Below are 23605 nucleotides of genomic sequence, written 5' to 3' on the forward strand. Positions count from 1 at the left end.
TACCCGCTCTTACTAGGGTCAAGCATTCTGGCACTGCTGCGCATTCCGCTCTGAAGTCCTGCCCGGTAACTCTCCACCTTAGAGGGCGCGAGACGGTCCTTCGTACGTACTAGACCTTCTTCGCGCCGACTTCGGCGGGCATCACGCGGGCTTGGGCGGGACGTGCAGGGCAAGCACGGTCACATCGTCTACCTGCTCATACCCCGCAAGCATCCGATCGACCAGGAAGTCGACGAGTCTTTCTGGATCTCCTACCACCTCAGGCGGGGCGTCCGCCGCCACGGCGACGAGCTCCTCCAGCCCGGCGTCCACCCCGCGTCTACGGTTCTCCACAAGTCCATCGGAATAGAACACCACAGTGTTGCCGGTCTCGATGGAAAAACTTGTCTGCTGTCTCTGGCTGGGCCAGCCGAGGGGGGTCCCCGGCTCCCGCGTGCTGACGCGCGCGGGGGTGTCGGGAGAGATCAGGAGGGGTGGCGGGTGGCCGGCGTTGCTGAAGGCCCCGTGGCCGGTCTCAGGGTCGATGACCGCGTACGCGACCGTGGTGAACTGCTCCTCGTCCTCGGTCGCGCTGAACAGGCGGTCGAGCCCGGCCAGGACCGCGGCGGGTCGCGGATCATTCAGCGCGAGGGCCCGCAGGGCGTTGCGGACGCGTCCCATTCCGGCCGCGGCGAGAACGCCCTTGCCCATGACGGTCACCGACCGCTACGGCGAGCCGATCGTCCGGAAGGCGGAACACGTCGTACCAGTCGCCGCCGACCTGGACGTGGCGGGTCGCCGGGTTGTACCGGGCGGCCAGCACCATGCCGGGCAGCTGCGGAAGATCGCTGGGCAGCAGGCTGCGCTGGAGTTCCTCGGCGGTCTTGTGCTCGCGCTCGAACAGCAGGGCCCGCTCCACGGCCAGCGCGCACTGCCCGGCCAGGGCCTCCAGGAAGACCCGCTCCTCCTCGGTGATCTCCCGGGGACGGGTGAAGGAGAATCGCAGCGCACCGATCGGCGCACCGGCAGCCAGTAGCGGCAACCCCACCCAGGCGCGTTCCTCGGTGTGCTGAACGAACAAACCCTTCTCGTCCCGACCGAGTTGCAGGCGCAGGCTGGCGGGATGCTCGGCCAGGAACGGCCGGCTCTCGCGCACCGCCACCGACATCACGGTCTGGTCACTGACCTTGATCGCGTCCGGGGAGATCGGCCGGACCTCGCCCTCGGCACCCGGCTGGGACGGCGCCACGATGCTGAGCCGCAGCTTGTCATCGTCCAACAGCGCCACCGCGGAGTAGTCGGCGCCGATCGCCGACCGCCCCACCTCTGTGATCACCTGGACGACCTGGGAGACGGTCAGGGCCTCGGCCAGCATCGACGTGGCCTGCTGGAGCCGAGCCGTGCGCAGCGCCGCCGCCGACAACTGCTCGGTCAGCCGACCGCGCATCTCCTCGGCCTCGCGCTGCCCGGTGACATCGGTGTTGGCGCCGACCCACTCGATGACCGCGCCGCCCTGCCAGATAGGAACGGCCCGTACGTCGAAGTGCCGGTAGGTACCGCTCTTGGTGCGCACCCGGTAGTTGGTCTCGAAGACCCGGTTCTCCTCCACGCACTCGCGCCAGGTGGCCTCGATGCGGGGGCGGTCCTCCGGGTGCACGACCGAGAGCCACCCGCCGACCGCGTAGTCGTCGGGTGTCTGACCGGTGATCGCGCGCCATTCGGGCGCGTCGTCGATCACACCGCCGCCTGGCGCCGCGACCCACACCACCTGGGCGCTGGCCTCGACGAGCGAACGGTAGCGCTGCTCCTTGCGGCGGATGACCTCTTCTGCACGGCGCCGTTCGGTCACGTCCAGGGCGGTCAGGACGACTCCCAGGGCCTCTCCCTCGGCACCCCTGGCCGGCAGCCAGGTGCAGGCCAGGATCCGCTCGTCGACCGCGGTGGCGATCGAGGCGGCGTCGTCCGGCGGACCGGGCGGCTCAACGGCCGGGATGACGAGATCCAGATCGCTGAGAGACCGGTCCTCGTCGAGGACCTTGCGGAGCGCGGTCTCGAACGCCGTCGCCACGTCACCGGGCAGGACCTCGGCGGGACGGCGCTGCTGTAGATCGCGAACGGGGACGCGCAGCAATGCCGCCAGCGCGTCGTTGGCCCTGCGGCAGCGGAGCTCACCGTCGAAGAAGGCGAGCCCGCCGGGGGCCTCCCTGAGCAGGGTCGCGTACAGCGCGGCGTCGGACGCATCCATGGGCTGGCCCTCCACCCCTGAGACGCGGGGATGCGGAACGGACGTCTCGGTGCTCATGGACAACACCTCCGCCCCAGAAGGTCCCGTACCGCGCGGCAATTTTTCATCACTATGAGTGAATGGGAGCAGGCTAGCGCTCCCGCCTCCATCACAACACCGGTCGGAGTCAGGTTTTCATCATCCCGATGGTTCGCCCCCTACGGAACCCCTGATGGACAACCTTGTCCATGCGGCCCCCTGCGACGACCTCGGATTCGGACGCCGTCCCCGCGGGACGCCAGCGGCGGCTCGATCGGACGGCGAGTAGGAGATGTTACGGCGCCGGAGAGCCACGGGCAGTGAACTCGGCCCCTTCGGCGAGTTCCGGCCACGGACGAAACGCCTCGTCCCGTGCCCGCTTCATCCGGCAAAAAGATGGCAAAGCTCGCCTTGCCGGAATGCGAGATCGAGAGCGGCTCACGTCCGTCGTCGCCCGTCGCCGTCCCCTGCCGCCCCCTCCCGTTCGTGCGGCAAGGTCACTTTGCGGCCTTGGCCGCCGCCTTCATCTCCGCCTTGAACGCCCGAACCTTCGCGAGCGACTCCGGACCGGTGATGTCGGCGACGGACCGGTGCGAGCCCTCTTCGCCGTACGCGCCCGCCGCCTCACGCCAGCCTTCGGGGCGCACGCCGTACTGCTTGCCGAGAAGCGCGAGGAAGATCTGCGCCTTCTGCTTGCCGAACCCGGGCAGGCCGTTCAGACGCTTGAACAACTCCTTGCCGCTGTCGACGCCCATCCACACTCTCTGGGCGTCACCCTCATAGTTCTCCACGAGGTACTGGCACAGCTGCTGCACCCGCTTTGCCATCGACCCGGGATAGCGATGCACGGCCGGCTTCTCCGATAGGACCGCCGCGAACCGTTCAGGGTCGAACGCCGCGATCTCGTGGGCGTCCAGGTCGTCCGTCCCGAGCCTCTGGGTGATGGTGTAGGGGCCGGAGAACGCCCACTCCATCGACACCTGCTGGTCGAGGAGCATCCCCACCAGTGCGGCGAGCGGGCTGCGCCCGAGCAGTTCGTCGGCCTCCGGCCGCTGCGCTAGTTGAACCTTCGTGGCCATGCGCCCAGCTTAGAACCGCCGGAATCGGTGGCCGGGCCGAGATCTGTCGGAAGTCTTACGGGTCTGTCCAGAACGTGGCGGCACGGGTGCCGCGGTGGTCGAATGGAACGGTGAACGAGGAGGAACGGGCGGAGGGCAGTCCCGTCGGCCGACGGGTGGTGCTCGGGATGCTCGGCCTCGGCGTGGCGGGGGTCGCCGTGGGAGCGTCCGTGCAGCAGAAGGTGAGCCGCGCCTTGGCGCCGGTAGGACCCATCGGGGACGTCCTACCGGCGGCAGGGGGGTTTCGCTACTACACGGTGACCGGCAGCGTGAGAAAGTACACCCCGGCCACCTGGCGCATGGACGTGAACGGGCTGGTGAACGCCCCACGTGCGTTCACGATGGCGGACCTGGCACGGTTGCCGCAGACAGTGCTCGACAAGGACTTCCAGTGCGTGACGGGCTGGCGCGTGCCAGACGTGCGCTGGGTGGGGGTGGCGCTGCCCGACCTACTCCAGGCGGTTGGCGTCGCGCCTGGGGCCAAGGCCGTGCGATTCACGTCCTTCGACGGCACCTACACCGAATCACTCACGCTGGATCAGGCGCAACGCAGGGACGTCCTGGTCGCAACACAGATGGAGGGCGGGCCGGTCACCCACGATCACGGAGGGCCGGTACGGCTGTACGTGGCGCCCATGTACGGCTACAAGTCCCTCAAGTGGCTTGGAGGCATCGAGCTGACCGACAAGGTCCGGCCCGGCTACTGGGAACACCGCGGATACGACGTGGACGCCTGGGTCGGACGGTCGAACGGGCGTGACGATGCCCCCACATGATTCGCCCGTTGAGGAGGCGCGCACGCCGCTCTGGCTGGTGCGGTTCACCCGGGCCGAAAGGTCTATCCACCATGTGACCGCCCTGCTGATGCTGGTATGTCTTGTGACGGCGGCGTTCCTGTACTTCCCTGCCTTGTCCACGGTGGTGGGGCGCCGTGAACTGCTCAAGACGGTGCACGTGTGGTGCGGGTTCGCCTTGCCCGTGCCGATCGTCCTCGGCCTTGTGTCGCGGGCCTTCAGGACCGACCTTCGCCGGCTGAACAGGTTCGCGCCACACGACTGGGAGTGGCTCAGGCGCAGCGATCGCAGGGCCGTGCGAGGCGGCCGCGGAGTGTTGCCGGTAGGCAAGTTCAACGCCGGGCAGAAGCTGAATGCGGCGTTTACCGCCGGAGCCATCCTCCTGATGCTCGGGACGGGCGAGGTGCTCACCTTTCCCGGCCCCTGGCCAGACCGGTGGCGGACGGGCGCCACGTTCGTCCACGACTGGCTCTTCCTGCTGATCCTGGTGGTGACAGCCGGGCACCTGTGGGAGGCGTTGCGGGATCGCGGCGCGCTCACCGGCATGCTCACCGGACGCGTTGACAGGGAGTGGGCGCAGCGGCATCACGCGGGTTGGGTCGACATCGCACCGGAGGCGCGAGCCAAGACGCAGGTCAGCGCACCGGAGGCGGAATCGGACGGGTCGTCCGGCGAGGACGGAGCAGAATTTGCGAAACGTCGCCCCGGTATGTCTTGACTCTCCCCGCAAAAGCGCTGGAATGAGACATCGAGGCGGGGTTTGGGCGGAAGCTCCCAGCCAGGGTCGGTTCGCGCGTGCTCTGTCTCGACCCGACGGTTCGGCCCCCGTCCGCCGGTACCCCGTGCGCGGAGGTGTGCGCAGATGCCTGCACAGACGCCTACACTCACCGATCATCGAAGCCAGACCCGCGACGCGCTCACGCGCCGCCTCATCGACGAGTTCGACACCTTCTCCGCAGACGCGGTGTATCGCTGCGTCAGCGACGTCCACGCGCGCATAACGCATCTTGGGCTCGACGCCACACCGGACAGCGTCGAGCGAATGGCGCGCGAGCATCTCCTGGGAATGCTCAAATCGGAGCCGCCCTCCGGGCGGGCGAACGGCTCCGGCGGCGATGGGGACGGCTGAGCGGCGCGCCCTCCTCGGGCGCGTCCCATTGCGGCCTTCGCCGGTGTCGCGGGCAACGCCCCGCATAGGATCTGAGAAACTGGAGGAGTGAGTCCCCGTAGCCGCCACCGCTCCTCCGGGGATCCGGCAGGTGACGGCCCACCTCCCCCGGACGAAGTCTCCGCGATATTCGACGGAATGCTGCAGCACGCCCGCGAACTGCTGGCCGTGCGCAGCCCGCTGGACGCCGAGCTCATCGTCAGCGAGATCCTCGGGTCCTGGTGGGGGCACCATGTGCCGGGCGGCGACGTGGAGCAGGTCATCGGCGAGGCCCTGGTCGGCTACGCCGGACGGGCCGGAACGCCCGCCGCGCTCGCGCTGCTCACCGGTATGGCCTATCTGGGCACCTCTCGGCAGGCCGCCAAGGCGGAACGCGCCGCGCTGCAGCTCATGGAGCACGGCGTTGCCAGGCCGGGATGGGCCGATCGCGTCGGGATGGTCGCGCCCGAGGAGTGCTTCGTCTCCAGGGACGTCTACGGCGACCAGGACTCCATCGTCTGTACCTACACCTACGGCGGTGCAGAAAGGCACGCCCTCGTCGTCCTGGTCGACCGCAACCGGGCCGGGGCCGTCCAGCAGGCCGGCGTCCCGTTCGTGCCGGCCGCGCGTAGCGGCCGGCCACCGACGAGCGGGATGGTCCGCGACGCGTGGGTCTCGTCCCAGGTCGGCAAGCTCCTCGACCACTGCCGCCGGGAGGGGCGTGACAACCCGCTGATGCGGTTCGAGCAGCTCGACCCGCGCGACACCAAGGCGCTCCTGCAAAGCGCCTTGGGCCTCACCGACGACACCGACGACCCGCCGGTGAACGAGAACTTCGGCTCTTACCACGCCTTTGTCCGGGCGCGCGTGAGCATCCTTCCGCCAGGTGGGCGCCTTCCCCAGCCGCCGGTGTACGGGCGTGACCGGCGGGCCACGATCGCGGCCCGCTTCCTGGCCTCGGACGAGGCGGAGGACCTGTCCGACCGGTCGGCCGCGAGCCGCTGCGTCGACCGCATCATCGACTACGGCTGCACCCACGACTTCGGGCGTCCGCTCCGGGTCAGCCCGATCAAGTGTGAGATGTTCCTGCTCGACTGGCTGCCCCGCAAGGTGCTGCTCTCCCCCACCGAACAGGAGGCCGTACCCCACGTGCTGGCCTCCTGGGTGCGCTGGGCAGGCAAGCGCATTGGGCTGCCCGAGGAGGGCATCAGGGCGACACTGGACGCCGTGTGGGACGCCACCGCGAAGTTCGCCGAGGCCTACCGCGACCCGTCCGCCTTCGGCCTCGATCGTGACCTCGTCGACCGGCTCCTGCCCGACGGCGAACTCGACGCGCTGCCCCGCCGGGCCTTCGCGCTTCCGTTCCTGTCCGGCACCCACCGCCAGACCGGACGGCATGGTGCCATCGACCTGTCCACCCTCGATCCCGCCGATCCCGACGACCGCCGCATCATCCTGGAGTTCGAGCACCCTGGCGCGGACGCGAAGCACCTGGACGCTCACGAACGCCTCGCAGAAAGGTTGTGGAACGGAGATCCGCCCCAACTGTGGGAGACCGCCCAGGCGCTGCTGGACGTGGGCTACGAACGCCACGAGATCCTGCACCGTCTCATCGACGTCCTCGACCGCCATCACGCCGACCCGGAGGCACTCCGGGAGGCCCTGCGTGTGCTGCGTCACGAACCCCCGCCCGAGTGAACTCCCGGTTTGCGCGCGGCGTCCGCGGCGACAATCATCGGGTGCCGGGCAGATCTCGCGGGGGCCCGGGGGCGGCCCCCGGTCGTAGGGAGTGATCTTGTTGGAGTGGTCCGAGTTCGCCCGGCGGCTGGGTCGCGAGCTGGCGGGTCTCGAACGGGACACCATCCTCATCGTTCGTGAACGCGAGGAGAGCCGCCACTACGTCCAGGCCATGCGCGAGCCCGACCGGCTCTATGCGGAGGCAGTGAGCAACAACTTCCTCGACGGGCCGCTGTTGCTCACCCTGGCCGACGAGGAGGTCATGAGCGACGCGGGCTGGCGCCCGCCCGCCGAACCCTCTCCCCGCAACTGGTGGACCGAACTGCCGGAGTCCGGATCGGCGGGCGGGCTGCCGACGGTCGCCACCGGCGCCTACTTCCGGCTGGCCGACGTCATGGTCACCGCGCTCCGCGACGTCCAAGGCGTCCGGCGCCCCTCCGATCTCGTGTACGAGTCGTTCCACCGGCACGGCACGGGGCTGATCGAGCTGCTCGACTTCGGCATCGACACCGCCGACCCGTCCCGCGTCGCCAGGAGCCGATCGTCCGCCGAGGCTCTCGGCACCGGTCCGCTCCCCGCGGGGACGCCGCCCGCCGGCACGCCCATGCCGCTGCCGCCGGAGGGCATGCCCGCCACAGAGGCCGACCTGCTCGAACCCCGCCTCGCTGAAGCGAAGCAGCACGGCGACCACACCACCTACTTCGACCTCTTGGCGAGTGCCGACCTCGTCCTGCCGGCGACCGGCCCGGCCGTGGAGGACCCTGACCACGCCGAACTGCCGACCATCACCCTCGGGTCCGTCACGTATGTGGCCGTGTTCACCTCAGCCGGTGCGCTGGCACGCACCGCGAATGCCGGGCTTTACCGACGCACCACGTTCGCCATGCTCGCCGCCGGATGGCCCGACCCCTCCTGGCAGCTTGCAGTGAACCCCGGGTTGCCGAGTGAGGTCCTCTTGGACACCTCGACGCTCATCCGTCTGAGCAACACTCCGCGTACCAAGGCGGACGTCTCCAACCCGTACGGCAGCGTCGACCCTCACGCAATGTCAGGTCCGAACCCGGTTGTAGGCGGGCCGATCCCCGTCTCGAACGGGTCCGTCCCCGCTACCAACGGGGCGCCGTACACCGATGACCACACGGCGGTGGACTCCTACACGCTGGCCGAACTGAAGGCTGTGATCGAATCCGGCGGCGTCCAGAAAACGCCGAACGCGGAGAGCAGTCCAGCCGACAGGGCCGGTGCGGAGAGCGCGGACGTCGAAGGCGACCGCCCATCGGACGAACCGCCCGCGCTGGAGCCACGGGCCGTCCAGCCACAGGCGATGGACCAGCAGGCCACCGAGCCGGAGACGACCGGATCGCTGACTGAGCCGCAGCCAACAGGGCCACAGAAAACTGGGTCGCAGCCATCCGGGGCGCAGCAGACTGGGCCGCAGCCGATCGGTCCGCAGCCGCTAGAGGCGCGAACGCTGGAGACCCGGGCGGTAGAGACTCAGACGGTAGAGCCGCGGATGGTGGAGCCAGAACCCGAACCGCTGGTCGTCGCACCCCTCAGCGCCCCGACGGAGGATGGACCCGCTCGGGAACGGCCTTCCGGCATCCCCCTCCGCCCACCGCACGGCGCCCGCCTCTGGGAGTCAGGTGGCGAAGAGGACCAGATTCCCCTTGCGGTCTACGACGCCATCGGCGGAGCCTGGACGCCGGTACGGACCGACCCCGTCCCCGCTCCCCACGCCGAGTGACACGACGTTCGACTACCGTCGAGCACGGCTAGCTGTACTGCACCACGCACGCGAGAGTGGATCCCGAGTGGACTGGAACGATTTCGCCCAACGGCTGACGCTCGAACTCTCGCGGCTGCCCGTCAAGTCGTTTCTCATCGTCCAGCGGCCCAGCGGGCTGCCCTACGTTCAGGCGATGCGTTCCGAGAACGCCCTGGATGCGGAGGCCGTCGGAAGCGCCTTCCTGCCCCGTCCTCTGGCACCGCACCAGGAACGCCGCCTGAAGGCTCTGGGCTGGGAAGAGCCCGACGAGGATCAGCGGTGGAACTGGTGGCAGCACTTCGCCCTCCGCGGCCGCGGAGCCCAGGCCCCGGCCGAGCACCTGGAGGCATGCGCCCTTCTCGCCGGTCTGATGGTCGGGGCGTGCCGCGACGTCTACGAGGTCGTTTCACCGATAGAGATGGTCTATGAGGCCAGCCGGTCCGGCCCCCGTGGCGGCCCTCTCGCGTTGCCCGGTCTGGGCATCGCCTTGGCGATCCCCGAGGATGAGAGTGAACGCGCCGTCCCCACGGACAGTGCGGCGCGTCCGGCCGGCTCCACGCTCGAAGCGGCGCTCGCCGAGGCGCGCGAACACGGCGACCAGCAGGCATACCTGGAACTCCTCGCCCGCGCCGTGCTCTACCTGCCCGCCTCAGGCGAACCCTCGGGCACCCACCAGTTCGCTACGGCACAGTTCGGCGACGGCACGTTCGTCCTGGCGTTCACCTCGCCGGAGGCCATGGACCGCTCTTTGCAGGGGCAGGCCGTCCACCACCGGCAGGCGTCCCTGCCCGAACTGTCGCGGCACTGGCCGCACCCGGAGTGGCAGCTTGCGGTCAACCCGGGCCTCCCCAGCGCGTCCTACCTGGACGCCAACGCTCTCTTCGACCCCGTCGAAGATCATTCCCCCGCGCCTCCGGCACCCCCGGGCCGTCCTGACGTCCGTGTGGCGGCTCCCTCCCCTGCCCCCCGGCGCGCTCCCCCGCCTCCGCGCTCGCCGCGACCGAGCACCCGCTCGACGCTGCCCGAACAGGGAGGCGAATCGTCCATGCCGCAGCCATCTGAGGCGGTTTGGACGGCCGGGCGCGGCTCCTCGACCAGGCCGCAACCGCCTGCGCGGGCGGCCAGCACGCCCCAGCGGCCGTCAGATGACCTCAGAGCGCCGCGTGACGCGCACGGCGGAGAGGTGGCCCCGCGAGACGTCCCAGCGCCGCCACCGCCCCCTGAACGGCTCACGGTCGAGTCGGCCACCGAAGTGGTGATCATGCAGAAGGTGGTGCGCCCCGAACACGTGCAGCACTACCTTGAGGGTGGTTACGACCTGGTTGCCGGTTATGTCCACCGGCTCCCGGACGTGCAGGGCCTCGACACCCCGGCGGCCGTCATCCGGGGGCTCGGCCTGGTGTACGAGGGGTCGCCGTTCTCACTCGCGGACGAGCGCGTCTTCGCGGTCCGGTGGCCGGCGGTCAAGCCGCCGCTCTTCCGGCGACCGTTCGGCGGGACCGATGAGACGAGCATGGGCATCGTCCCGGGCGGCTGGGTGATCGAGAAGGCGCCGTTCCCGGGAGCGGGGGACGCGCCAGGCGAGGGTCCGGCCGTCCCGGAGTTCAAGATCGAGAGCCAGCGGCTGCCCCACGGCGCCGAACTGGTCCGAATCGACGCGTCCGGCGCCGCCACGCCGGTGGCCGGGTACGACGCCGATCTGCGCAGGTGGCTGGTCCGGCTGCCGGGAGGTCAAGGATGAGCATCAGGCACGGCTTTTACGCGGGCTGGCACGGCGCCGAGTACGAGGCGAGCCCGGACGGCGACCACGTGCGGCTGTACGTGACGCAACTCGCGGACGGGTTCCGCCAGATCGGCCCGGGTCGGTTCGTCCAGGTGGTGCCGGTGTCGGAGGTGGACGGGCTGTCGTACGTCAGCACCTACTGCACCTGGCGTGGTGAGCCGTTCGTCGTGCTAGGCGAGCACAAGGAGTGGCTGCGCGTGGAGTACTCCGGCGGTAAGGCGCCCGTTGCCGAGCAACTGGGTCTCGAACTGTTCGACCGGGGCGTGTACCAGGCGTGGGCACCGCGGAGCGAGGTCGAAGACCTGCGCGAGAAGTCCGTCTGAGACGCCTGGCCCGAGCGCGGCCCGCGCGGGGGGCGATGGTAGTTCTTGGACATGGCGGTCATCGACATCAACGCAGACCTGGGTGAAGGTTTCGGCATCTGGGAGTTGGGCGACGACCTCGCGCTGCTCGATGTGATCACCAGCGCGAACGTGGCCTGCGGATTCCACGCGGGCGATCCGCTCATCATGCGGCGGGTGTGCGCGGCGGCCGCCGAACGCGGGGTGACGATCGGCGCGCAGGTGTCCTATCGCGACCTGGCCGGTTTCGGGCGGCGGGAGATGGACGTCGCCGCGCCCGAGCTGACCGCCGAAGTCCTCTACCAGCTCGCGGCACTGGACGGCATAGCCCGCGCGGAGGGCGGACGGGTGGCATACGTGAAGCCGCATGGCGCGCTCTACAACCGGATAACGCGCGACCCCGGCCAGGCGAGGGCTGTCACCGAGGCAGTACGTGCCTACGACCCCTCCCTGCCCTTGCTGACACTGCCGGGCTCAGTCGTACACGACGTCGCCGACGGGCTGACCGTTGTCGCCGAATGTTTCGCAGACCGCGCCTACACACCGTCCGGCGCGCTCGTACCCCGGCGTGAGCCCGGGGCCGTGATCCACGAGCCGGAGGCTGTGACGCGCAGAGCCGTGCGGATGGCTTTGGACGGCACGGTCGTAGCCGTGGACGGAAGTGAGGTGGCCTTGCGAGCGCGGTCGGTGTGCGTACACGGCGACACACCGGGCGCGGTGGCGCTGGCCCGGTCCGTCCGGTCGGCACTGTCCGGCGCGGGGGTCACGCTGGGCCCGTTCGCGTGAGGATCCGACGTGCCGGGGACGCGGCACTGCTCGTGGAGACAGGTGACCTGTCCACCGCCCACCGGCTGAACGCGGCGCTGCGGCACGCGGCCCTGCCCGGCATCGTGGACGTCGTGCCGGGCGAGCGGACCGTCCTGGTGGTCGCAGCCCCCTCCGCCGACCTCGACCGGCTCGCCGCCCGGCTGCCCGGCCTCCCGCTCCCCGAGGACGCCGGAGGGGACGCGGATCCGGTTGAGGTCCCCGTGGTGTACGACGGCGAGGACCTGGACGAGGTCGCACGGCTCACCGGTCTGTCCCGTGACGAGGTCGTCCAGCGGCATTGCGGAGCGACGTACACGGTCGCCTACTTGGGCTTCTCTCCCGGCTTCGGTTACCTCACCGGCCTCGACCCCGCCCTGCACGTGCCCCGTCGCGAGTCGCCGCGCACGGCGGTCCCGGCGGGGTCGGTGGCGATCGCGGGCCCGTACGCCGCGGTCTACCCCTCGCGTTCGCCGGGCGGTTGGCGCCTTCTCGGCCGCAGCGGCCTCGCGCTGTGGGACGTGACCCGCGACCCGCCGTCCCTGCTGCGTCCCGGGACGCGGGTCTGTTTCGTTCGCCGGGAGTCCCTTTGATCGAGGTCGTGCGGACCGGGCCGCTGGCGACCGTGCAGGACCTCGGCAGGCCCGGGCACGCCCACCTGGGCGTTCCGCGTTCCGGGGCCGCGGACGGAGAGGCCCTCCGGCTGGCGAACCGGCTCGTCGCCAATCCCGAAGGCGCGGCGGGGGTGGAGTTCACGCTCGGTGGGGGCGTGTTGCGCTTTTGCGCGCGCGCTTGGGTCGCTGTAACGGGTGCACCGGCGCCGCTCCACATCGATGGCCGCGCCTTCGGAACGAACGCTCCGTGCCATGTTCCGGCCGGTGCGGTGGTCGAACTGGGCACACCTCCGGTCGGGCTGCGCAGCTACCTCGCCATCCGCGGCGGCCTCATGGTCGAGGAGGTTCTCGGCAGCCGCTCCAGCGACCTGCTGTCGGGCCTGGGACCACCGCCCCTCTCGCCCGGTGACCAGCTGCCCATCGGCGCCGCCGAGAACCTGGACGACATCACCGTGGACATCGCCCCCGCACCGGCACTGCCGGACACGCCCATTCTGCGCATCCTGCCCGGCCCACGCGACGACTGGTTTCGCCCCGAGGCACTGACCATGCTCACGTCCAACCCCTACACGGTGACCCAGGACAGCAACCGCGTGGGCGTCCGGCTGGACGGCCCGCCTCTTCCCCGCACACGCGAAGGTGAACTGAGCAGCGAGGGCATGGTGATCGGCTCATTGCAGGTGCCGCCCAGCGGGCTACCCATCATCTTCTTGCCCGACCATCCGACGACTGGCGGCTATCCCGTCATCGCGGTGCTCGTCTCCGCCTCGCTGTCCGACGCCGCTCAACTGCGCCCCGGCCAAGAAATCCGCTTCCGCCTGTAGGGACAGGGGCGGTTCGTCCACCTGATCTTCCGTTCCCCTGAGCCGACGGAATCGGAGCGGAGCCCTGGCGACCGTCGCGGACGCCAGGGCCTGTGCGATCCGACCGCCATAAGTCACACCGCCATGGATGAGACGGCCACGGACGGCGCGCGAGGGGATGGCCAGTTCAGGCCAGATACCCGCCATCAATATCGAGGACGGCGCCGGTCACGAAGGAGGCGCCGGGTCCCGCCAGGAAGACCACTCCGGCTGCGATCTCTTCGGGACGCCCGAAGCGCCCCATCGCGTTCGCCGCCCGCTGCGCGTCGGCGGACGGCCCGTCCTCGGGGTTCATGTCCGTCCCCACCGAGCCCGACCTGATGACGTTCACGGTGATGCCGCGCGGAGCGAGGTCACGCGCGGCGCCCTTGCTGTACCCGATGACGGCCGCCTTGGTCGCCGCGTAGTCCGCCATGCCAGGAAAGCCCGTCCGCGCCGAGAGGTTCGACCCGATCGTAATGATCCGTCCGCCCTCTTCCAGGACCGGCGCCGCCGAACGGACCGCCGCGACCACGCCGCCCAGGTTCACGTCGTACATGTGCTCCAACTCGCCTGGGTCCGCCCCCCTCTCGCCGAGAACGCCGTGCGTGATGACACCCGCATTGTTGACCAGCACGTCAAGTCGCCCGAAATCCTCCACGACCTTGGCCACGAGTGCCGTCACCTGCACGGGATCGGCCTGGTCTGCCTGGTACGCGGCCCCGCGGCGACCGGCCTCCTCGATGTCTCGGACGACCTCCTTCGCCTTGTCGGCGGCCGCGGTGTACCCGATCGCCACGTCCGCGCCCTGCCCTGCCAGTGCGCGCGCCGTCGCCGCCCCGATCCCCCGTGAACCGCCGGTCACCAGCGCGACCCTGCCCTTGAGATCCACCATGCCCGTGAGGTCCACCATCGCCTCCATTTTGTACCGATCGGTATTGAAGTCGGTAGCGTACTATACCGATCGATACATAAGTGAGGAGGACGGATGACCACTGGACGGCCCCGCCAGTTCGACGTGGACGAGCGCCTCGACCGAGCCCTCGACGTGTTCTGGCGGCAGGGCTACGAGGGCACCGCTCTGTCGGACTTGACTGAGGCGATGGGCATCAACCGCCCCAGCCTCTACGCCGCCTACGGCAACAAGGAGTCGCTCTTCCGCAAGGCCCTGGACCGCTATCTGGAAGGTCCCGCCTCGTACGTGCCCACAGCCCTCGCCGAACCCACCGCCCGGGCGGTCGTCGAAGGTCTGCTGTACGGCGCGATAAGGGTCATCACCGGCGGTCCTGACGGTTGCCTCATGGTGCAGGGCGCCCTCGCGACCGCCGAGCAGAACGCCGGTGTGCAGCGGGAGATCGCGGCCCGTCGTCGCGCGGGCGAAGCCGACCTGGCCGCTCGCTTCGAACGTGCCCGCGCCGAAGGAGACCTTCCATCGGACGCCGACTGCCCCGGCCTGGCCCGCTACGTCTGGTCGATCTCCTACGGGCTGTCGGTCCAAGCCGCCGGCGGGGTCTCCCGCGACGACCTGAACCGGGTGGCCGCCCTCGCCCTCTCCGCCTGGCCCCCCGTGGTTCCGCCGATCGCGGCGCAAGAACGTTCTGAATAGCGCCTTTCACATGCGAGAACCCGGTTCATCCGGACTACGAGGCGGCTGTGCGGTCAGGGCAGGAGCAACCGAAGACGAGCCTTCGCCTCCTCCAGAGAGCCGGCTGGAATGTCCTCGAACGCCGTCACGGCGACATCTCCGTCCTTGGCATCCCACACACCGGCGACTCTGCCTCCGTACAGAACGACCGGGGAGATCCAGCCGGCCGCGCGGCTCACCTCACCCCGGCGTTCAGCGGGGATCAGGTAGGTCGCACTCGTGCCCGCCCCCAGAACGTACTGGTCGAAAGCCCCGAGCAACTGCACGGACGAGGCAGGCTGGGTGTCGAGCAGTTCCTCCCTGTGGCCCTCCAGCACGTACATGGATTCACCCTCGACGTCGATCGTGGCCGACCCCTCGGATGCGGCGGCGAACCATGCCTTGACATCTCTTTTCCGGTTGCCCTTGCGCATCAGCCAGTTGTCGAACATGTCGGGTGTCGCGGGCCCATGCGCACCGAGGTAGGCGTGGACGACCGTCCGAGCCGCCTCGTCCACCGGGGGAAGCCCCTTCCATCCTGGGAGCCACTGTTCTGGGGCGGTGAAGGTGACGTTGGCGCCCCGGGGCGGCCCGTAGCAGAGCACACCCCACCAGGCCAGCGGCTTGAGAAGCATGCCCCAACCGGAGCCGAGCACATCGGCCAGGTGCCCCGAACCCGTCTCCTCCACGACGGCGGTGGTGAGCTCCTCGCGTGTGAGCGCGGTGCCCTCCGCAAGCGCGCCCGTAGCCGCTTCGGCGATGGCCTCCAGATCGGCCGGTGTGGCGCCGAAGTTCTTCTGCCAGCTGCCCTTCTCCCAGTTGCGTACCGCCGCGCAGAGGACGAGGTAGGCAGGGAGCTCGTCCGCGGGGATCAGGTGCAGGGTGCCCCGCATCACCCAGGTCTTGACGAGCGTCCGTTCATCGAGCAACGCCCGTGACACCTCCCCCCGGGCGGGTGTGGCCTGCCGCACCGCGACGGCGAGTTCCGCCGCCGACGCCACCTGTGCCTGAACACCGGCCAGCCGCCGCGCGATGTCCAGCGCCGAGGCGTCCCCCAACGGCGCCACGTACTGCCGCCGCATCCGCCAGGCCAGCACTTGCGCCCACGTCACCGAAGACATGCACCGATTACATCGCACGCCACCGACAGAGCCCTAGGTGAGACGGTGTGCCAGCTCGGCGAACGCGTCCCGGACGTCGTCGGTGGTGAGCAGGGTGAGGTCGGCGGCGGTCGCGGCTGAGCCGAGTTCGGCGGCGCGCAGCGCGCGGCACGCACATGCCTTCTCGTACATGGAGCGGGCGAAACGTCCGTTGCCGAGTTCGTCTATCCGGCCCGTTCCGCAGGCGCGCTGGAACACCAGGGCGAGATCGTCGAGGGCACGTTCCTCCCATTGGTCGCCGTCTTGCTCGGCGATGAGTTGCGCGATCCGGAGGAGTTCGTCGGGTCCGTACGAGGGAAAGTCAACGCGGACGTCGAAGCGGGAAGCCAGCCCCGGGTTGGACGACAAGAAACGGTCCATGTCGGCCTCATAGCCTGCCAGCACCACGACGAGGCGGTCACGGTCATCCTCGGCGCGTTTGAGCAGCGTCTGCACCGCCTCGGCACCGAACGGGTCGCCTCCCGAATATCCCGGGTTGCTCAGCGCATACGCCTCGTCAACGAAAAGGACGCCCCCGAGCGCCGAGTCGATCACCTTGTTCGTCTTCAGCGCGGTCGCGCCGAGGTGCTCACCCACGAGATCGGCGCGCTGGGCCTCGACCACCTCCGGGCGGGCGAGGAGCCCGAACGCGGCGAAGATGCGGCCGAGCACGCGCGCGACAGTGGTCTTGCCGGTGCCCGGCGGTCCCGCGAAGACGAGATGCCGGGTGGGCGGACGCGTGACCAGCCCCTGCTCATGACGCATCTGGGCGACCTGGATCTGCGCGGCGATCTCACGGACCTGTCGCTTCACCGGTTCGAGGCCGATCATCGCATCGAGTGAGCTGAGCGCCTCGTCCAGGGTGGGGGTCTCCGTGTAGCCGCGGTACCGCTCGGTGACCTCGGCGAAGGCGGTCTCCACATCCTCGGCGCGTAGGGTGACCAGATCATCGGCGGTGGGCCTGGCGGGTTCGCCGGACGACGAGACGGCCTCGACTACGCGCACGTCCCGCGCGCGCGCCGCGGCCTCCGTCAGTGCCCGGACGAACCGGCCGTTGCCCAGTTCGTCGACGATGCCCCGCCGTTCGACCTCTTCGAAACGGACCGCGAGCCGTTGGCGGGCCTCAGCGTCCAGCCGATCCTCACGAAGCCCGGTGTGGTAATCGGCGATTTGCAGGAGTTCTGCGGGGCTGTAGGACGGGAAGTGCACGCGAGTACCGAAGCGTGAGGCCAGCCCAGGGTTGGAGTCGAGGAATTCCTCCATCTGCGCGTCGTACCCGGCGAGGATGACGACGAGGTTGTCTCGGTCGTCTTCGGCGCGCTTGAGCAGCGTCTGCACCGCCTCGTCACCGAACCGGTCGGGTTGGCCTTCCGCGGAGTTCACCAGACCGTACGCCTCGTCGACGAACAGGACCCCACCGAGCGCGGAATCGATGAGCCGGTTGGTCTTGATGGCGGTGGCGCCGAGGAACTCGCCGACCAGGTCTGCGCGCTGGGCCTCCACCACGCTCGGCTCCGGCAGCAGGCCGAACGCGTAGAAGATCTTCGCCAGGACGCGCGCGACGGTGGTCTTGCCCGTCCCGGGCGGCCCGACGAACACGAAATGCCGCATGGGCTTCTCGGTCGGCACTCCCGCGGCGGCACGCATGTGCGCGGCCTCGATCGACGCGGCGATGGAACGGACCTGGCGTTTGACGGGCTCAAGGCCGATCATGCTCTCCAACTCGTCCAGGGCCTCGGCCACCGAGAGGGACGGGACTTCCTCGGGGGAAGCCGCCTGCTCGGGCACGGGAGACATGTCGGCCACCTGCGCGGCTGTACGTTGCTCTGGGACGACCGCAGGAACAGGTGCGTCACTGTATGCAGTGTTGCCCGATCTGTCGTTGAAGCCAGTTCCCCCAGTGCGCCGGTCAGAACGGTCGCTCTTGTCAGCTACAGGCGGGGTCTTACGTGGTGCAGGTGTGCCATCACCGTTGGGGCTGGACTGCTCTTGAACCCAGCCCGTCTCGTACGCCTCGGCGGGCACTGAACGCCGGGCCTGATCCCACCGGTAGGCCAGAGCGGCCAATGCCGCGATCCACCCCGGCGCGACGCTCGCCTCCGGCAGGGGATGCACGACGGCGGCCGTCACGACACCCGCCACGCCCAAGGAGAGCACCGCGGTGCGCCATGGCACGTACCCACGTAGGCGAAACGCGATGAACGCGACGGGGAGGGCGAGCAACGCGAGGAGCAGCGCGGGGCTCAGGTAGGAGGGGCGCCCTTCGTCCGGGTAGAGCCTGCCCAGCGGAATCGACAGTGCCAGCCAGGTCGTCATCACCGCGATGACCGCCATGCCGCTGGGCGAGCGCAGTGTCAGGTGGACGACGATGAGCAGGATGACCGCGAAGGTCGCGCTGCCGAGGATGGGACCGTTCAGCACGACCATGGTTGAGATCACCAAGGCGACGAGCAACAGGCCCCCCAGGAAGCGCAGCCCAGGAGTGATCTGGAAGTAGCGCCACCGCAGGCGCTCGAATAGATCCCGTGCCGCGGCGCCATTCGCCCGGCGGGAGCGGAACCAGCCAAACAAAGCCATCTCCATACCGAGTAAAGCGCAGGACGTGCCAGAACGGGACTCCTCACACGCGGTTCGTTGACTCCTGCCAGTCGTCCCATGCGGCTGCGCACGCCTGCTAAGCACCCCCACACCAGGACTTTTGTAGTGTCCAGAAGTAGGTGCCCCTCTTATGGAACCGACGCACGAATCTGCGGGTGGCGGATCCGGGCGCACGCGTGTCGAGCCCCCTACGATCGAAGGCGCCCAACACTCGGCACGTCCAGGAGTACGCACTGCACGGTGGACGTGGACTGCGCTGTCGCCGCACACCTAATGAGGGGGACTCCTTGACCAATCCGACCGGCGCCCTGCCCGGCGTGGAACTCGCCACGACCGCCACCGCCACGTCCTCGCGCGTTGCCGGCTACGAGATCGAGGACGAGTTGCGCGCCGCGCTGGCCGTGGAGAGTCCCATACGGATCGCCGGGGTCGACGAGGTCGGTAGGGGCGCCTGGGCAGGTCCCGTCGTGGTGTGCGCGGCGGTCACCGATCTGAGCCCACCGCCCGTCCTGGAGGGCCGCGGCAAGAAGGCGATCGGGCTGACCGACTCCAAACTGCTCACCGAGGCACATCGCGAGTCGTTCGCCGACGTGCTGCCCGGATGGCTGGATGCGTACGCCGTCGGCGCGTCCACGCCCGAGGAGATCGATGAACTGGGGATGACGGAAGCCCTCCGCCGGGCCGCGGTGCGCGCACTGGAGGCGTTGCCCGCCCCGCCCGACATCGTGATCCTGGACGGTAAGCACGACTTCTTGCGCAACCCCTGGCGGGTGCGCTGCGAGATCAAAGCCGACCAACGGTCGGTCACCGTCGCCGCCGCCTCCGTCTTGGCGAAGGTCCACCGTGACCGGCTCATGACCGATCTGGGCGAAGAGTTCCCCGGGTACGGATTCGCCGAAAGCGCCGGCTACCCGTCACCGGTCCACCAGCGGGCCCTTGAGGAGTTCGGTCCCACACCGCATCACAGACTGTCCTGGTCCTACTTGGACGACCTGCCGCGCTGGCGCCATCTGAAGAAGCACCGTGACCCGCTCGTCGGGGAAGGTCAGCTCAGTTTCCTGTGAGGCGCGCCCGTCCGTCCCGTAGGAGTCATCCCTCCACGCAGGGGTAGGGCGGCGTGCAACGGGAGGTACATGTCATGGACGCTGTCGTGAAGAGGTTGCTGCGGGAGTCCGGTCAGACGCTCTCCGAAGAAGCCGGGGTGCCGCTGAAGGACCAGCCCGCTGCACTTTTCAAACTGCTTGTCCTGGCCAACCTGCTCAGCGCTCGCATCACCGCGGATATCGCCCTGGCCGCTGCTCGGGAGCTGTTCGAGGCCGGTGGCGGCACACCGCGCGGCATGAGCGATTTGACGTGGCAGGAGCGGGTCGACGCGCTAGGCAGGGGCCACTACGTCCGCTACGACGAGGGTACCGCGACACGGCTCGGCGAGACCGCGGAGATAGTGCAGGACAAGTACAAGGGCGATCTGCGCAGGCTGGCCACCGAGGCGAATGACAACCCGAAGAAGGCCGCCGAGTTGCTCCGGGAGTTTCCCGGAATCGGGCCGACGGGCGTGGATATCTTCTGCCGGGAGGCGCAGGCGGTATGGCCATGGCTGCGCCCCTACGTCGACCCCCAGGTCAAGAAGGGCGCCGAACGGCTCGGCCTGCCCGGCGACCCCAGGAAGCTGGCCGCACAGGTACCGGACAAGGACCTGGCCCGCTTGACCGCCGCCCTGGTCAGGGTGGCCCGCGACAAGAAGCTGGCCGACACGGTGAAGGCGGCCTGACATTGTGCGCCTGAGGCAGCTGACGATCCGTCACAACCTGACGATGACCTCATCGATCGGCTTGCGGGTGATGTCGGGCACCATCGCGTCGTCCGCCGGATAGCCGACGGGAACCACCACGTACGCCCGCTCCTCCTGAGGCCGGTCGCACACCTCGTTCAAGAAGCGCATGGGACTCGGAGTGTGCGTGAGCGTGGCCAAACCCGCCTGGTGCAACCCCGCCAGGAGGAATCCCACAGCGATGCCCACAGACTCTTTCACGTAGTACGGACGGGGAGTCTCGGGCCCCTTGTGGACCTCGAAGACGATGATGACGGCCGGGGCGTCCTCCAGGAACGGTTTGCGCCAGTCGGTTCCCAGCGGCGCCAGCGCGTCCAGCCACTCCTGCGAGGCGCGCCGCTCGTAGAACTCGCGTTCCTCCTCCTCGGCTGCCTCGCGCAGCCGCCTCTTCCGTTCGGGATCGGTGACCACCACGAACCTCCACGGCTGCAGGTTCGCGCCACTGGGCGCGGTCGCCGCGGCCCGGATCGCATGTTCGAGGATCTCCTGCGGCACTGGACGGCTGGAGAAATCACGCACGGTGCGGCGCAACGTCATCGAGTCCGCGAACGCCTGGACACGATCTATCGCCGCCTCGCCCGGTACATCGAAATGGGGGGCGGGGACGACGGGATACTGCCGCTGAGTGCTCATGGAACCGTTCCTACCGTGCGCCTCCGGCCCCGGACAATCGGCAAGACCAGCCAAGATTCCGGGGCCGTTCCAGCACACGGGCAGGCGTTCAGTCCTTACCGCGTGAGGCCACCCAGTCCAGGTTCCATCCGTACGCCTGGTCCACGGTCATCTTGCCCCAGCGCGGACGTCCCGGCGGCGGCAGCACGTACCGGCCCTCCCGCCGCACGACCAGTTCCCCTCCCACGTTCTCGATGAGCGCGAGAACCGCGTCCCGGGAGGCGTCCATGCAGTCGTTCATCTGCATCTCGATGGGCGGCGAACCAAGCGGGTACAGCGTGGCGACCGCGTCCAGGCCACGGAAGTCGTCGGCGCCGTCGTAGATCTCCGCGAACACCAGGATCCGCTTGAAGTCGGCGGTGTGGTCGAGGTTGATCGTGAGGTTCTCTCCCGCCTCCACCGCGCCGGTGCGGTCGTCCTTGTCGAGCTTGATAAACGGTGGACGGTCGAGGGCGCCCATGTCCCCGAGTGCATGGATGATGCCCTTACGGCCGTCCTTGAGCTCCCACAGGCAGCACAGGTCCAGGTCGAGGTCGACGCCACGGCGGCGCTTGCCGAGCCGCCCCTTGGCGACACCCTCCCGCGCGCTCCAGTTGAGGTTGACGCGCATGTGGCCGGACGTCGCGCCCTGCTTGGTGAGCGACACCGACGGCGAGTTCTTCGTCAGGGAGATCTTTCCGCCCTGCGCCTGAGGCTGCTGCTGTGGGGGCGGGCTCTGCGGCGGCTGACCGTACGCCGGGGCAGGCGGAGGTGGAGCGTACTGGCCCGGCGCGGGCGCGTACTGATCAGCGGGCGGAGGCGGGTACTGACCACCAGGCGGAGGCGGCGGGCTGTACTGACCGCCGGGCGGAGGTGCGTACTGGCCGGGCGGAGGCTGAGGAGGCGCGTACTGGCCCGGCGCGGGCGGAGGAGGAGGCGCGTACTGGCCGGGCGGTGGTGGCATGTACTGGCCGCCAGGCGGAGGCGGCGGAGCTTGCGACTGTGGGGGCGCCGGGGGGACCGGAGCCGCTGGAGGCGTGGCCTCGGCTTGGGGGGCCGGAGGCGGCGGGGCAGCCGCCTGACCAGGCTCGTCGACCGAGATGCCGAAATCGGTGGCCAACCCTGCGAGTCCGGAATCGTATCCCTGGCCGACAGCACGGAACTTCCACGCGCCTTGGCGCCGGTATAGCTCACCCAACACGAAGGCGGTCTCCGTAGTGGCCCCCTGGCTGTCGAAACGGGCGACCTCAGCCCCACCCGAGGCGTCCACCACACGCACGTACAAACCCTGGAGCTGGCCGAACGTCCCACCGTCCGAGGAAGCCGCGATCACAATCTTCTCGATGTCGGGCTCCACGCGACTCAGCTCGACCGCCAGAACGTCCAAAATGGTCGGCCCCTGCTGCTTGCCTTCGTGCCGGACAGCGCCGGAGCCATGCGCGGGCTGGTTGTAGAAGACGAAGTCATCGTCCGAGCGCACGCGGCCCGTTCCGGCGAGCAACAGGGCGGACGCATCCGCGTCCGGTACGCCCGGACCCCCCTGCCAGCCGAGCTCGACCCGGACCGAGGGAACCGGCACCGCGGTGTTGGCGCCCTTCTGCATGGACATGAACGCTCCTCATCATCAGCCGACGTCACCAACCTACGGGCAGTCGCGCGGCCCCGCGACCTGCCACGAGGGGAGGACGGACAGCGCGGCCACGGAGTTCCGGTGTCCCGCTCCATCATCGCGAGTGGCGCGGCCAAGGGGCATGAACAGACCGGCCTGATGATGCCCCTGCACAACCCACCACGCCAGGGCGACCCGCCGGTCGGCGCGCGTCAGCCGGAAGCGGTCGTGTCGACAGGCGGCGTCCCGGGAAGTCCTCCCGGCTCAGGCGTGCGCAGACCGTCCAGGACGACCTGAAGGTTCCGGTCCCACTGCGCCTGGCCCGCCCGCAGACCCAGGGTGTGGTCGCTCGTGGAGACCGACACCAGCAGGAAGGCGACGTCCTGCCAGGTGATGTCGGTACGCATGATCCCGGCGTCCTGGGCCCGCCCGACGAGTTGGCGGATGCGATCACGCAGGTCGGCGCGCGCATGGTCCAGCGGTCCGCCGAGCGCCTCGTTGATGTCGCACAACTCGTTGCGCAGGCGGATGTAGGCCGATGCGAAGGCGGTGAAGCCCTCCCACGGGTCGGGATCGGCGAGCCCTTCATCGCCCTTGGCGACGATCTCGCCGAGCACCTCGGCCAGGACGGCCTCCAGCAACAGTTCGAGAGTGCTGACGCGCCGGTAGAACGTCCCGACCCCGACCCCCGCGCGGCGAGCGATCTCGTGCGCGGTGATCTCCCCGCCGATCTCACCGGCCGCTTCACGCGCCGCGCGGACCAGGCGTTCCACGTTGCGCCTGGCATCGGCACGCGGCCGGCGGCCCGAGCCGTCGTCCAGCAGCCGGTCGACGGCGCTCGGGGTGGTGGTCATGATCCCATCCTAGCGATAAGCGGACGCTTACCCTCCGCTTCAAGTGGACAGGTCGCGTCCGCTTAGGCTAACCTCGATCGAAGCGGACAGATCAAGTCCGCTTAGCGATGGA

General features: G+C 69.4%; 20 protein-coding genes and 1 pseudogene. 13 read left to right on the forward strand and 8 right to left on the reverse strand.

The window, feature by feature from the left end:
* Positions 1–141 precede the first annotated feature (141 nt).
* Positions 142–2281, reverse strand: a pseudogene (locus AMA02S_RS16325) (SpoIIE family protein phosphatase).
* A gap of 458 nt (positions 2282–2739) precedes the next feature.
* Positions 2740–3321, reverse strand: a complete 582-nt coding sequence (locus AMA02S_RS16330; protein ID WP_067458704.1) for an HhH-GPD-type base excision DNA repair protein — start codon at positions 3319–3321, stop codon at positions 2740–2742.
* A 110-nt stretch (positions 3322–3431) separates the two neighbouring features.
* Here AMA02S_RS16330 and AMA02S_RS16335 point away from each other — a divergent pair, with 110 nt between their 5' ends.
* From AMA02S_RS16335 to AMA02S_RS16380, 10 genes are all read left to right on the forward strand, one after another.
* Positions 3432–4136: a molybdopterin-dependent oxidoreductase gene (locus AMA02S_RS16335; RefSeq protein WP_218004987.1), complete on the forward strand. Its 705-nt coding sequence runs from the start codon at positions 3432–3434 to the stop codon at positions 4134–4136.
* A complete protein-coding gene (locus AMA02S_RS16340; RefSeq protein ID WP_084265232.1) occupies positions 4123–4872 on the forward strand; it encodes a cytochrome b/b6 domain-containing protein in 750 nt (249 codons plus the stop codon). The genes AMA02S_RS16335 and AMA02S_RS16340 overlap by 14 nt, the downstream gene beginning before the upstream one ends.
* Before the next feature lie 144 nt (positions 4873–5016).
* Positions 5017–5283 (forward strand): hypothetical protein, encoded by a 267-nt coding sequence (locus tag AMA02S_RS16345; protein ID WP_067458709.1) that lies wholly within the window; start codon positions 5017–5019, stop codon positions 5281–5283.
* Between the two features lie 177 nt (positions 5284–5460).
* On the forward strand, positions 5461–6999 hold the full coding sequence (locus AMA02S_RS16350) for a hypothetical protein (RefSeq protein ID WP_067458712.1): 1539 nt from the start codon (positions 5461–5463) through the stop codon (positions 6997–6999).
* 97 nt (positions 7000–7096) lie between these two features.
* Entirely contained in the window at positions 7097–8782 is a 1686-nt protein-coding gene (locus AMA02S_RS16355; protein WP_245667574.1) for a TY-Chap domain-containing protein, read from the forward strand.
* A 67-nt stretch (positions 8783–8849) separates the two neighbouring features.
* Positions 8850–10544 (forward strand): SseB family protein, encoded by a 1695-nt coding sequence (locus AMA02S_RS16360; protein ID WP_067458718.1) that lies wholly within the window; start codon positions 8850–8852, stop codon positions 10542–10544.
* Positions 10541–10909, forward strand: coding sequence for a UCP033725 family protein (locus tag AMA02S_RS16365; RefSeq protein ID WP_067458721.1), 369 nt, complete (start codon positions 10541–10543; stop codon positions 10907–10909). Before AMA02S_RS16360 ends, AMA02S_RS16365 begins: the two co-directional genes overlap by 4 nt.
* Positions 10910–10960: 51 nt before the next feature.
* Positions 10961–11713 (forward strand): LamB/YcsF family protein, encoded by a 753-nt coding sequence (locus tag AMA02S_RS16370; RefSeq protein ID WP_067458724.1) that lies wholly within the window; start codon positions 10961–10963, stop codon positions 11711–11713.
* Positions 11710–12324 carry a 5-oxoprolinase subunit PxpB gene (gene pxpB, locus AMA02S_RS16375; protein ID WP_067458727.1) on the forward strand — a complete coding sequence of 205 codons (615 nt, stop codon included), beginning with the start codon at positions 11710–11712 and terminating at the stop codon, positions 12322–12324. The genes AMA02S_RS16370 and pxpB overlap by 4 nt, the downstream gene beginning before the upstream one ends.
* Positions 12321–13169, forward strand: coding sequence for a 5-oxoprolinase subunit C family protein (locus AMA02S_RS16380; protein WP_067458728.1), 849 nt, complete (start codon positions 12321–12323; stop codon positions 13167–13169). The genes pxpB and AMA02S_RS16380 overlap by 4 nt, the downstream gene beginning before the upstream one ends.
* A 166-nt stretch (positions 13170–13335) precedes the next feature.
* Here AMA02S_RS16380 and AMA02S_RS16385 read toward each other — a convergent pair whose 3' ends face one another.
* A complete protein-coding gene (locus AMA02S_RS16385) occupies positions 13336–14100 on the reverse strand; it encodes an SDR family NAD(P)-dependent oxidoreductase (protein ID WP_245667575.1) in 765 nt (254 codons plus the stop codon).
* A gap of 75 nt (positions 14101–14175) precedes the next feature.
* On the opposite strand from AMA02S_RS16385, the gene AMA02S_RS16390 reads away from it, so the two are divergent.
* The gene (locus tag AMA02S_RS16390) at positions 14176–14793 is read left to right on the forward strand and encodes a TetR/AcrR family transcriptional regulator (RefSeq protein WP_067458731.1); all 618 of its coding nucleotides are present in this window, start codon (positions 14176–14178) and stop codon (positions 14791–14793) included.
* 53 nt (positions 14794–14846) lie between these two features.
* Here AMA02S_RS16390 and AMA02S_RS16395 read toward each other — a convergent pair whose 3' ends face one another.
* Both AMA02S_RS16395 and AMA02S_RS16400 read right to left on the reverse strand, forming a co-directional pair.
* On the reverse strand, positions 14847–15932 hold the full coding sequence (locus AMA02S_RS16395) for a winged helix DNA-binding domain-containing protein (protein ID WP_067458734.1): 1086 nt from the start codon (positions 15930–15932) through the stop codon (positions 14847–14849).
* 33 nt (positions 15933–15965) lie between these two features.
* Positions 15966–18527 (reverse strand): AAA family ATPase, encoded by a 2562-nt coding sequence (locus AMA02S_RS16400; RefSeq protein WP_067459154.1) that lies wholly within the window; start codon positions 18525–18527, stop codon positions 15966–15968.
* Between the two features lie 338 nt (positions 18528–18865).
* On the opposite strand from AMA02S_RS16400, the gene rnhB reads away from it, so the two are divergent.
* Together rnhB and AMA02S_RS16410 are read left to right on the forward strand one after the other, a co-directional pair.
* Positions 18866–19612: a ribonuclease HII gene (gene rnhB / locus AMA02S_RS16405; RefSeq protein ID WP_067459157.1), complete on the forward strand. Its 747-nt coding sequence runs from the start codon at positions 18866–18868 to the stop codon at positions 19610–19612.
* 74 nt (positions 19613–19686) lie between these two features.
* Entirely contained in the window at positions 19687–20319 is a 633-nt protein-coding gene (locus AMA02S_RS16410; protein ID WP_067458736.1) for an HhH-GDP family DNA glycosylase, read from the forward strand.
* 30 nt (positions 20320–20349) lie between these two features.
* Here AMA02S_RS16410 and AMA02S_RS16415 read toward each other — a convergent pair whose 3' ends face one another.
* The 3 genes from AMA02S_RS16415 to AMA02S_RS16425 form a co-directional block, all read right to left on the reverse strand.
* On the reverse strand, positions 20350–21012 hold the full coding sequence (locus AMA02S_RS16415) for a nitroreductase family protein (RefSeq protein ID WP_067458739.1): 663 nt from the start codon (positions 21010–21012) through the stop codon (positions 20350–20352).
* 88 nt (positions 21013–21100) lie between these two features.
* Positions 21101–22639 (reverse strand): TerD family protein, encoded by a 1539-nt coding sequence (locus AMA02S_RS16420; RefSeq protein ID WP_067458742.1) that lies wholly within the window; start codon positions 22637–22639, stop codon positions 21101–21103.
* Positions 22640–22851: 212 nt separating this feature from the next.
* Complete coding sequence (locus AMA02S_RS16425; protein ID WP_067458745.1) at positions 22852–23493, reverse strand: TetR/AcrR family transcriptional regulator; 642 nt, start codon at positions 23491–23493, stop codon at positions 22852–22854.
* Positions 23494–23605 lie beyond the last annotated feature (112 nt).

The organism is Actinomadura macra NBRC 14102 (assembly GCF_001552215.1).
Taxonomy (GTDB): Bacteria; Actinomycetota; Actinomycetes; order Streptosporangiales; family Streptosporangiaceae; genus Spirillospora; species Spirillospora macra.

Bases quoted from the DNA above. Each gene is read 5' to 3' on its own strand.
- AMA02S_RS16330 (WP_067458704.1), bottom strand. From the start codon at position 3,321: ATGGCCACGAAGGTTCAACTAGCGCAGCGGCCGGAGGCCGACGAACTG.
- AMA02S_RS16340 (WP_084265232.1), top strand. From the start codon at position 4,123: ATGCCCCCACATGATTCGCCCGTTGAGGAGGCGCGCACGCCGCTCTGG.
- AMA02S_RS16345 (WP_067458709.1), top strand. From the start codon at position 5,017: ATGCCTGCACAGACGCCTACACTCACCGATCATCGAAGCCAGACCCGC.
- AMA02S_RS16350 (WP_067458712.1), top strand. From the start codon at position 5,461: ATGCTGCAGCACGCCCGCGAACTGCTGGCCGTGCGCAGCCCGCTGGAC.
- AMA02S_RS16365 (WP_067458721.1), top strand. From the start codon at position 10,541: ATGAGCATCAGGCACGGCTTTTACGCGGGCTGGCACGGCGCCGAGTAC.
- AMA02S_RS16370 (WP_067458724.1), top strand. From the start codon at position 10,961: ATGGCGGTCATCGACATCAACGCAGACCTGGGTGAAGGTTTCGGCATC.
- AMA02S_RS16385 (WP_245667575.1), bottom strand. From the start codon at position 14,100: ATGGTGGACCTCACGGGCATGGTGGATCTCAAGGGCAGGGTCGCGCTG.
- AMA02S_RS16390 (WP_067458731.1), top strand. From the start codon at position 14,176: ATGACCACTGGACGGCCCCGCCAGTTCGACGTGGACGAGCGCCTCGAC.
- AMA02S_RS16395 (WP_067458734.1), bottom strand. From the start codon at position 15,932: ATGTCTTCGGTGACGTGGGCGCAAGTGCTGGCCTGGCGGATGCGGCGG.
- AMA02S_RS16400 (WP_067459154.1), bottom strand. From the start codon at position 18,527: ATGGCTTTGTTTGGCTGGTTCCGCTCCCGCCGGGCGAATGGCGCCGCG.
- AMA02S_RS16410 (WP_067458736.1), top strand. From the start codon at position 19,687: ATGGACGCTGTCGTGAAGAGGTTGCTGCGGGAGTCCGGTCAGACGCTC.
- AMA02S_RS16415 (WP_067458739.1), bottom strand. From the start codon at position 21,012: ATGAGCACTCAGCGGCAGTATCCCGTCGTCCCCGCCCCCCATTTCGAT.
- AMA02S_RS16420 (WP_067458742.1), bottom strand. From the start codon at position 22,639: ATGTCCATGCAGAAGGGCGCCAACACCGCGGTGCCGGTTCCCTCGGTC.
- AMA02S_RS16425 (WP_067458745.1), bottom strand. From the start codon at position 23,493: ATGACCACCACCCCGAGCGCCGTCGACCGGCTGCTGGACGACGGCTCG.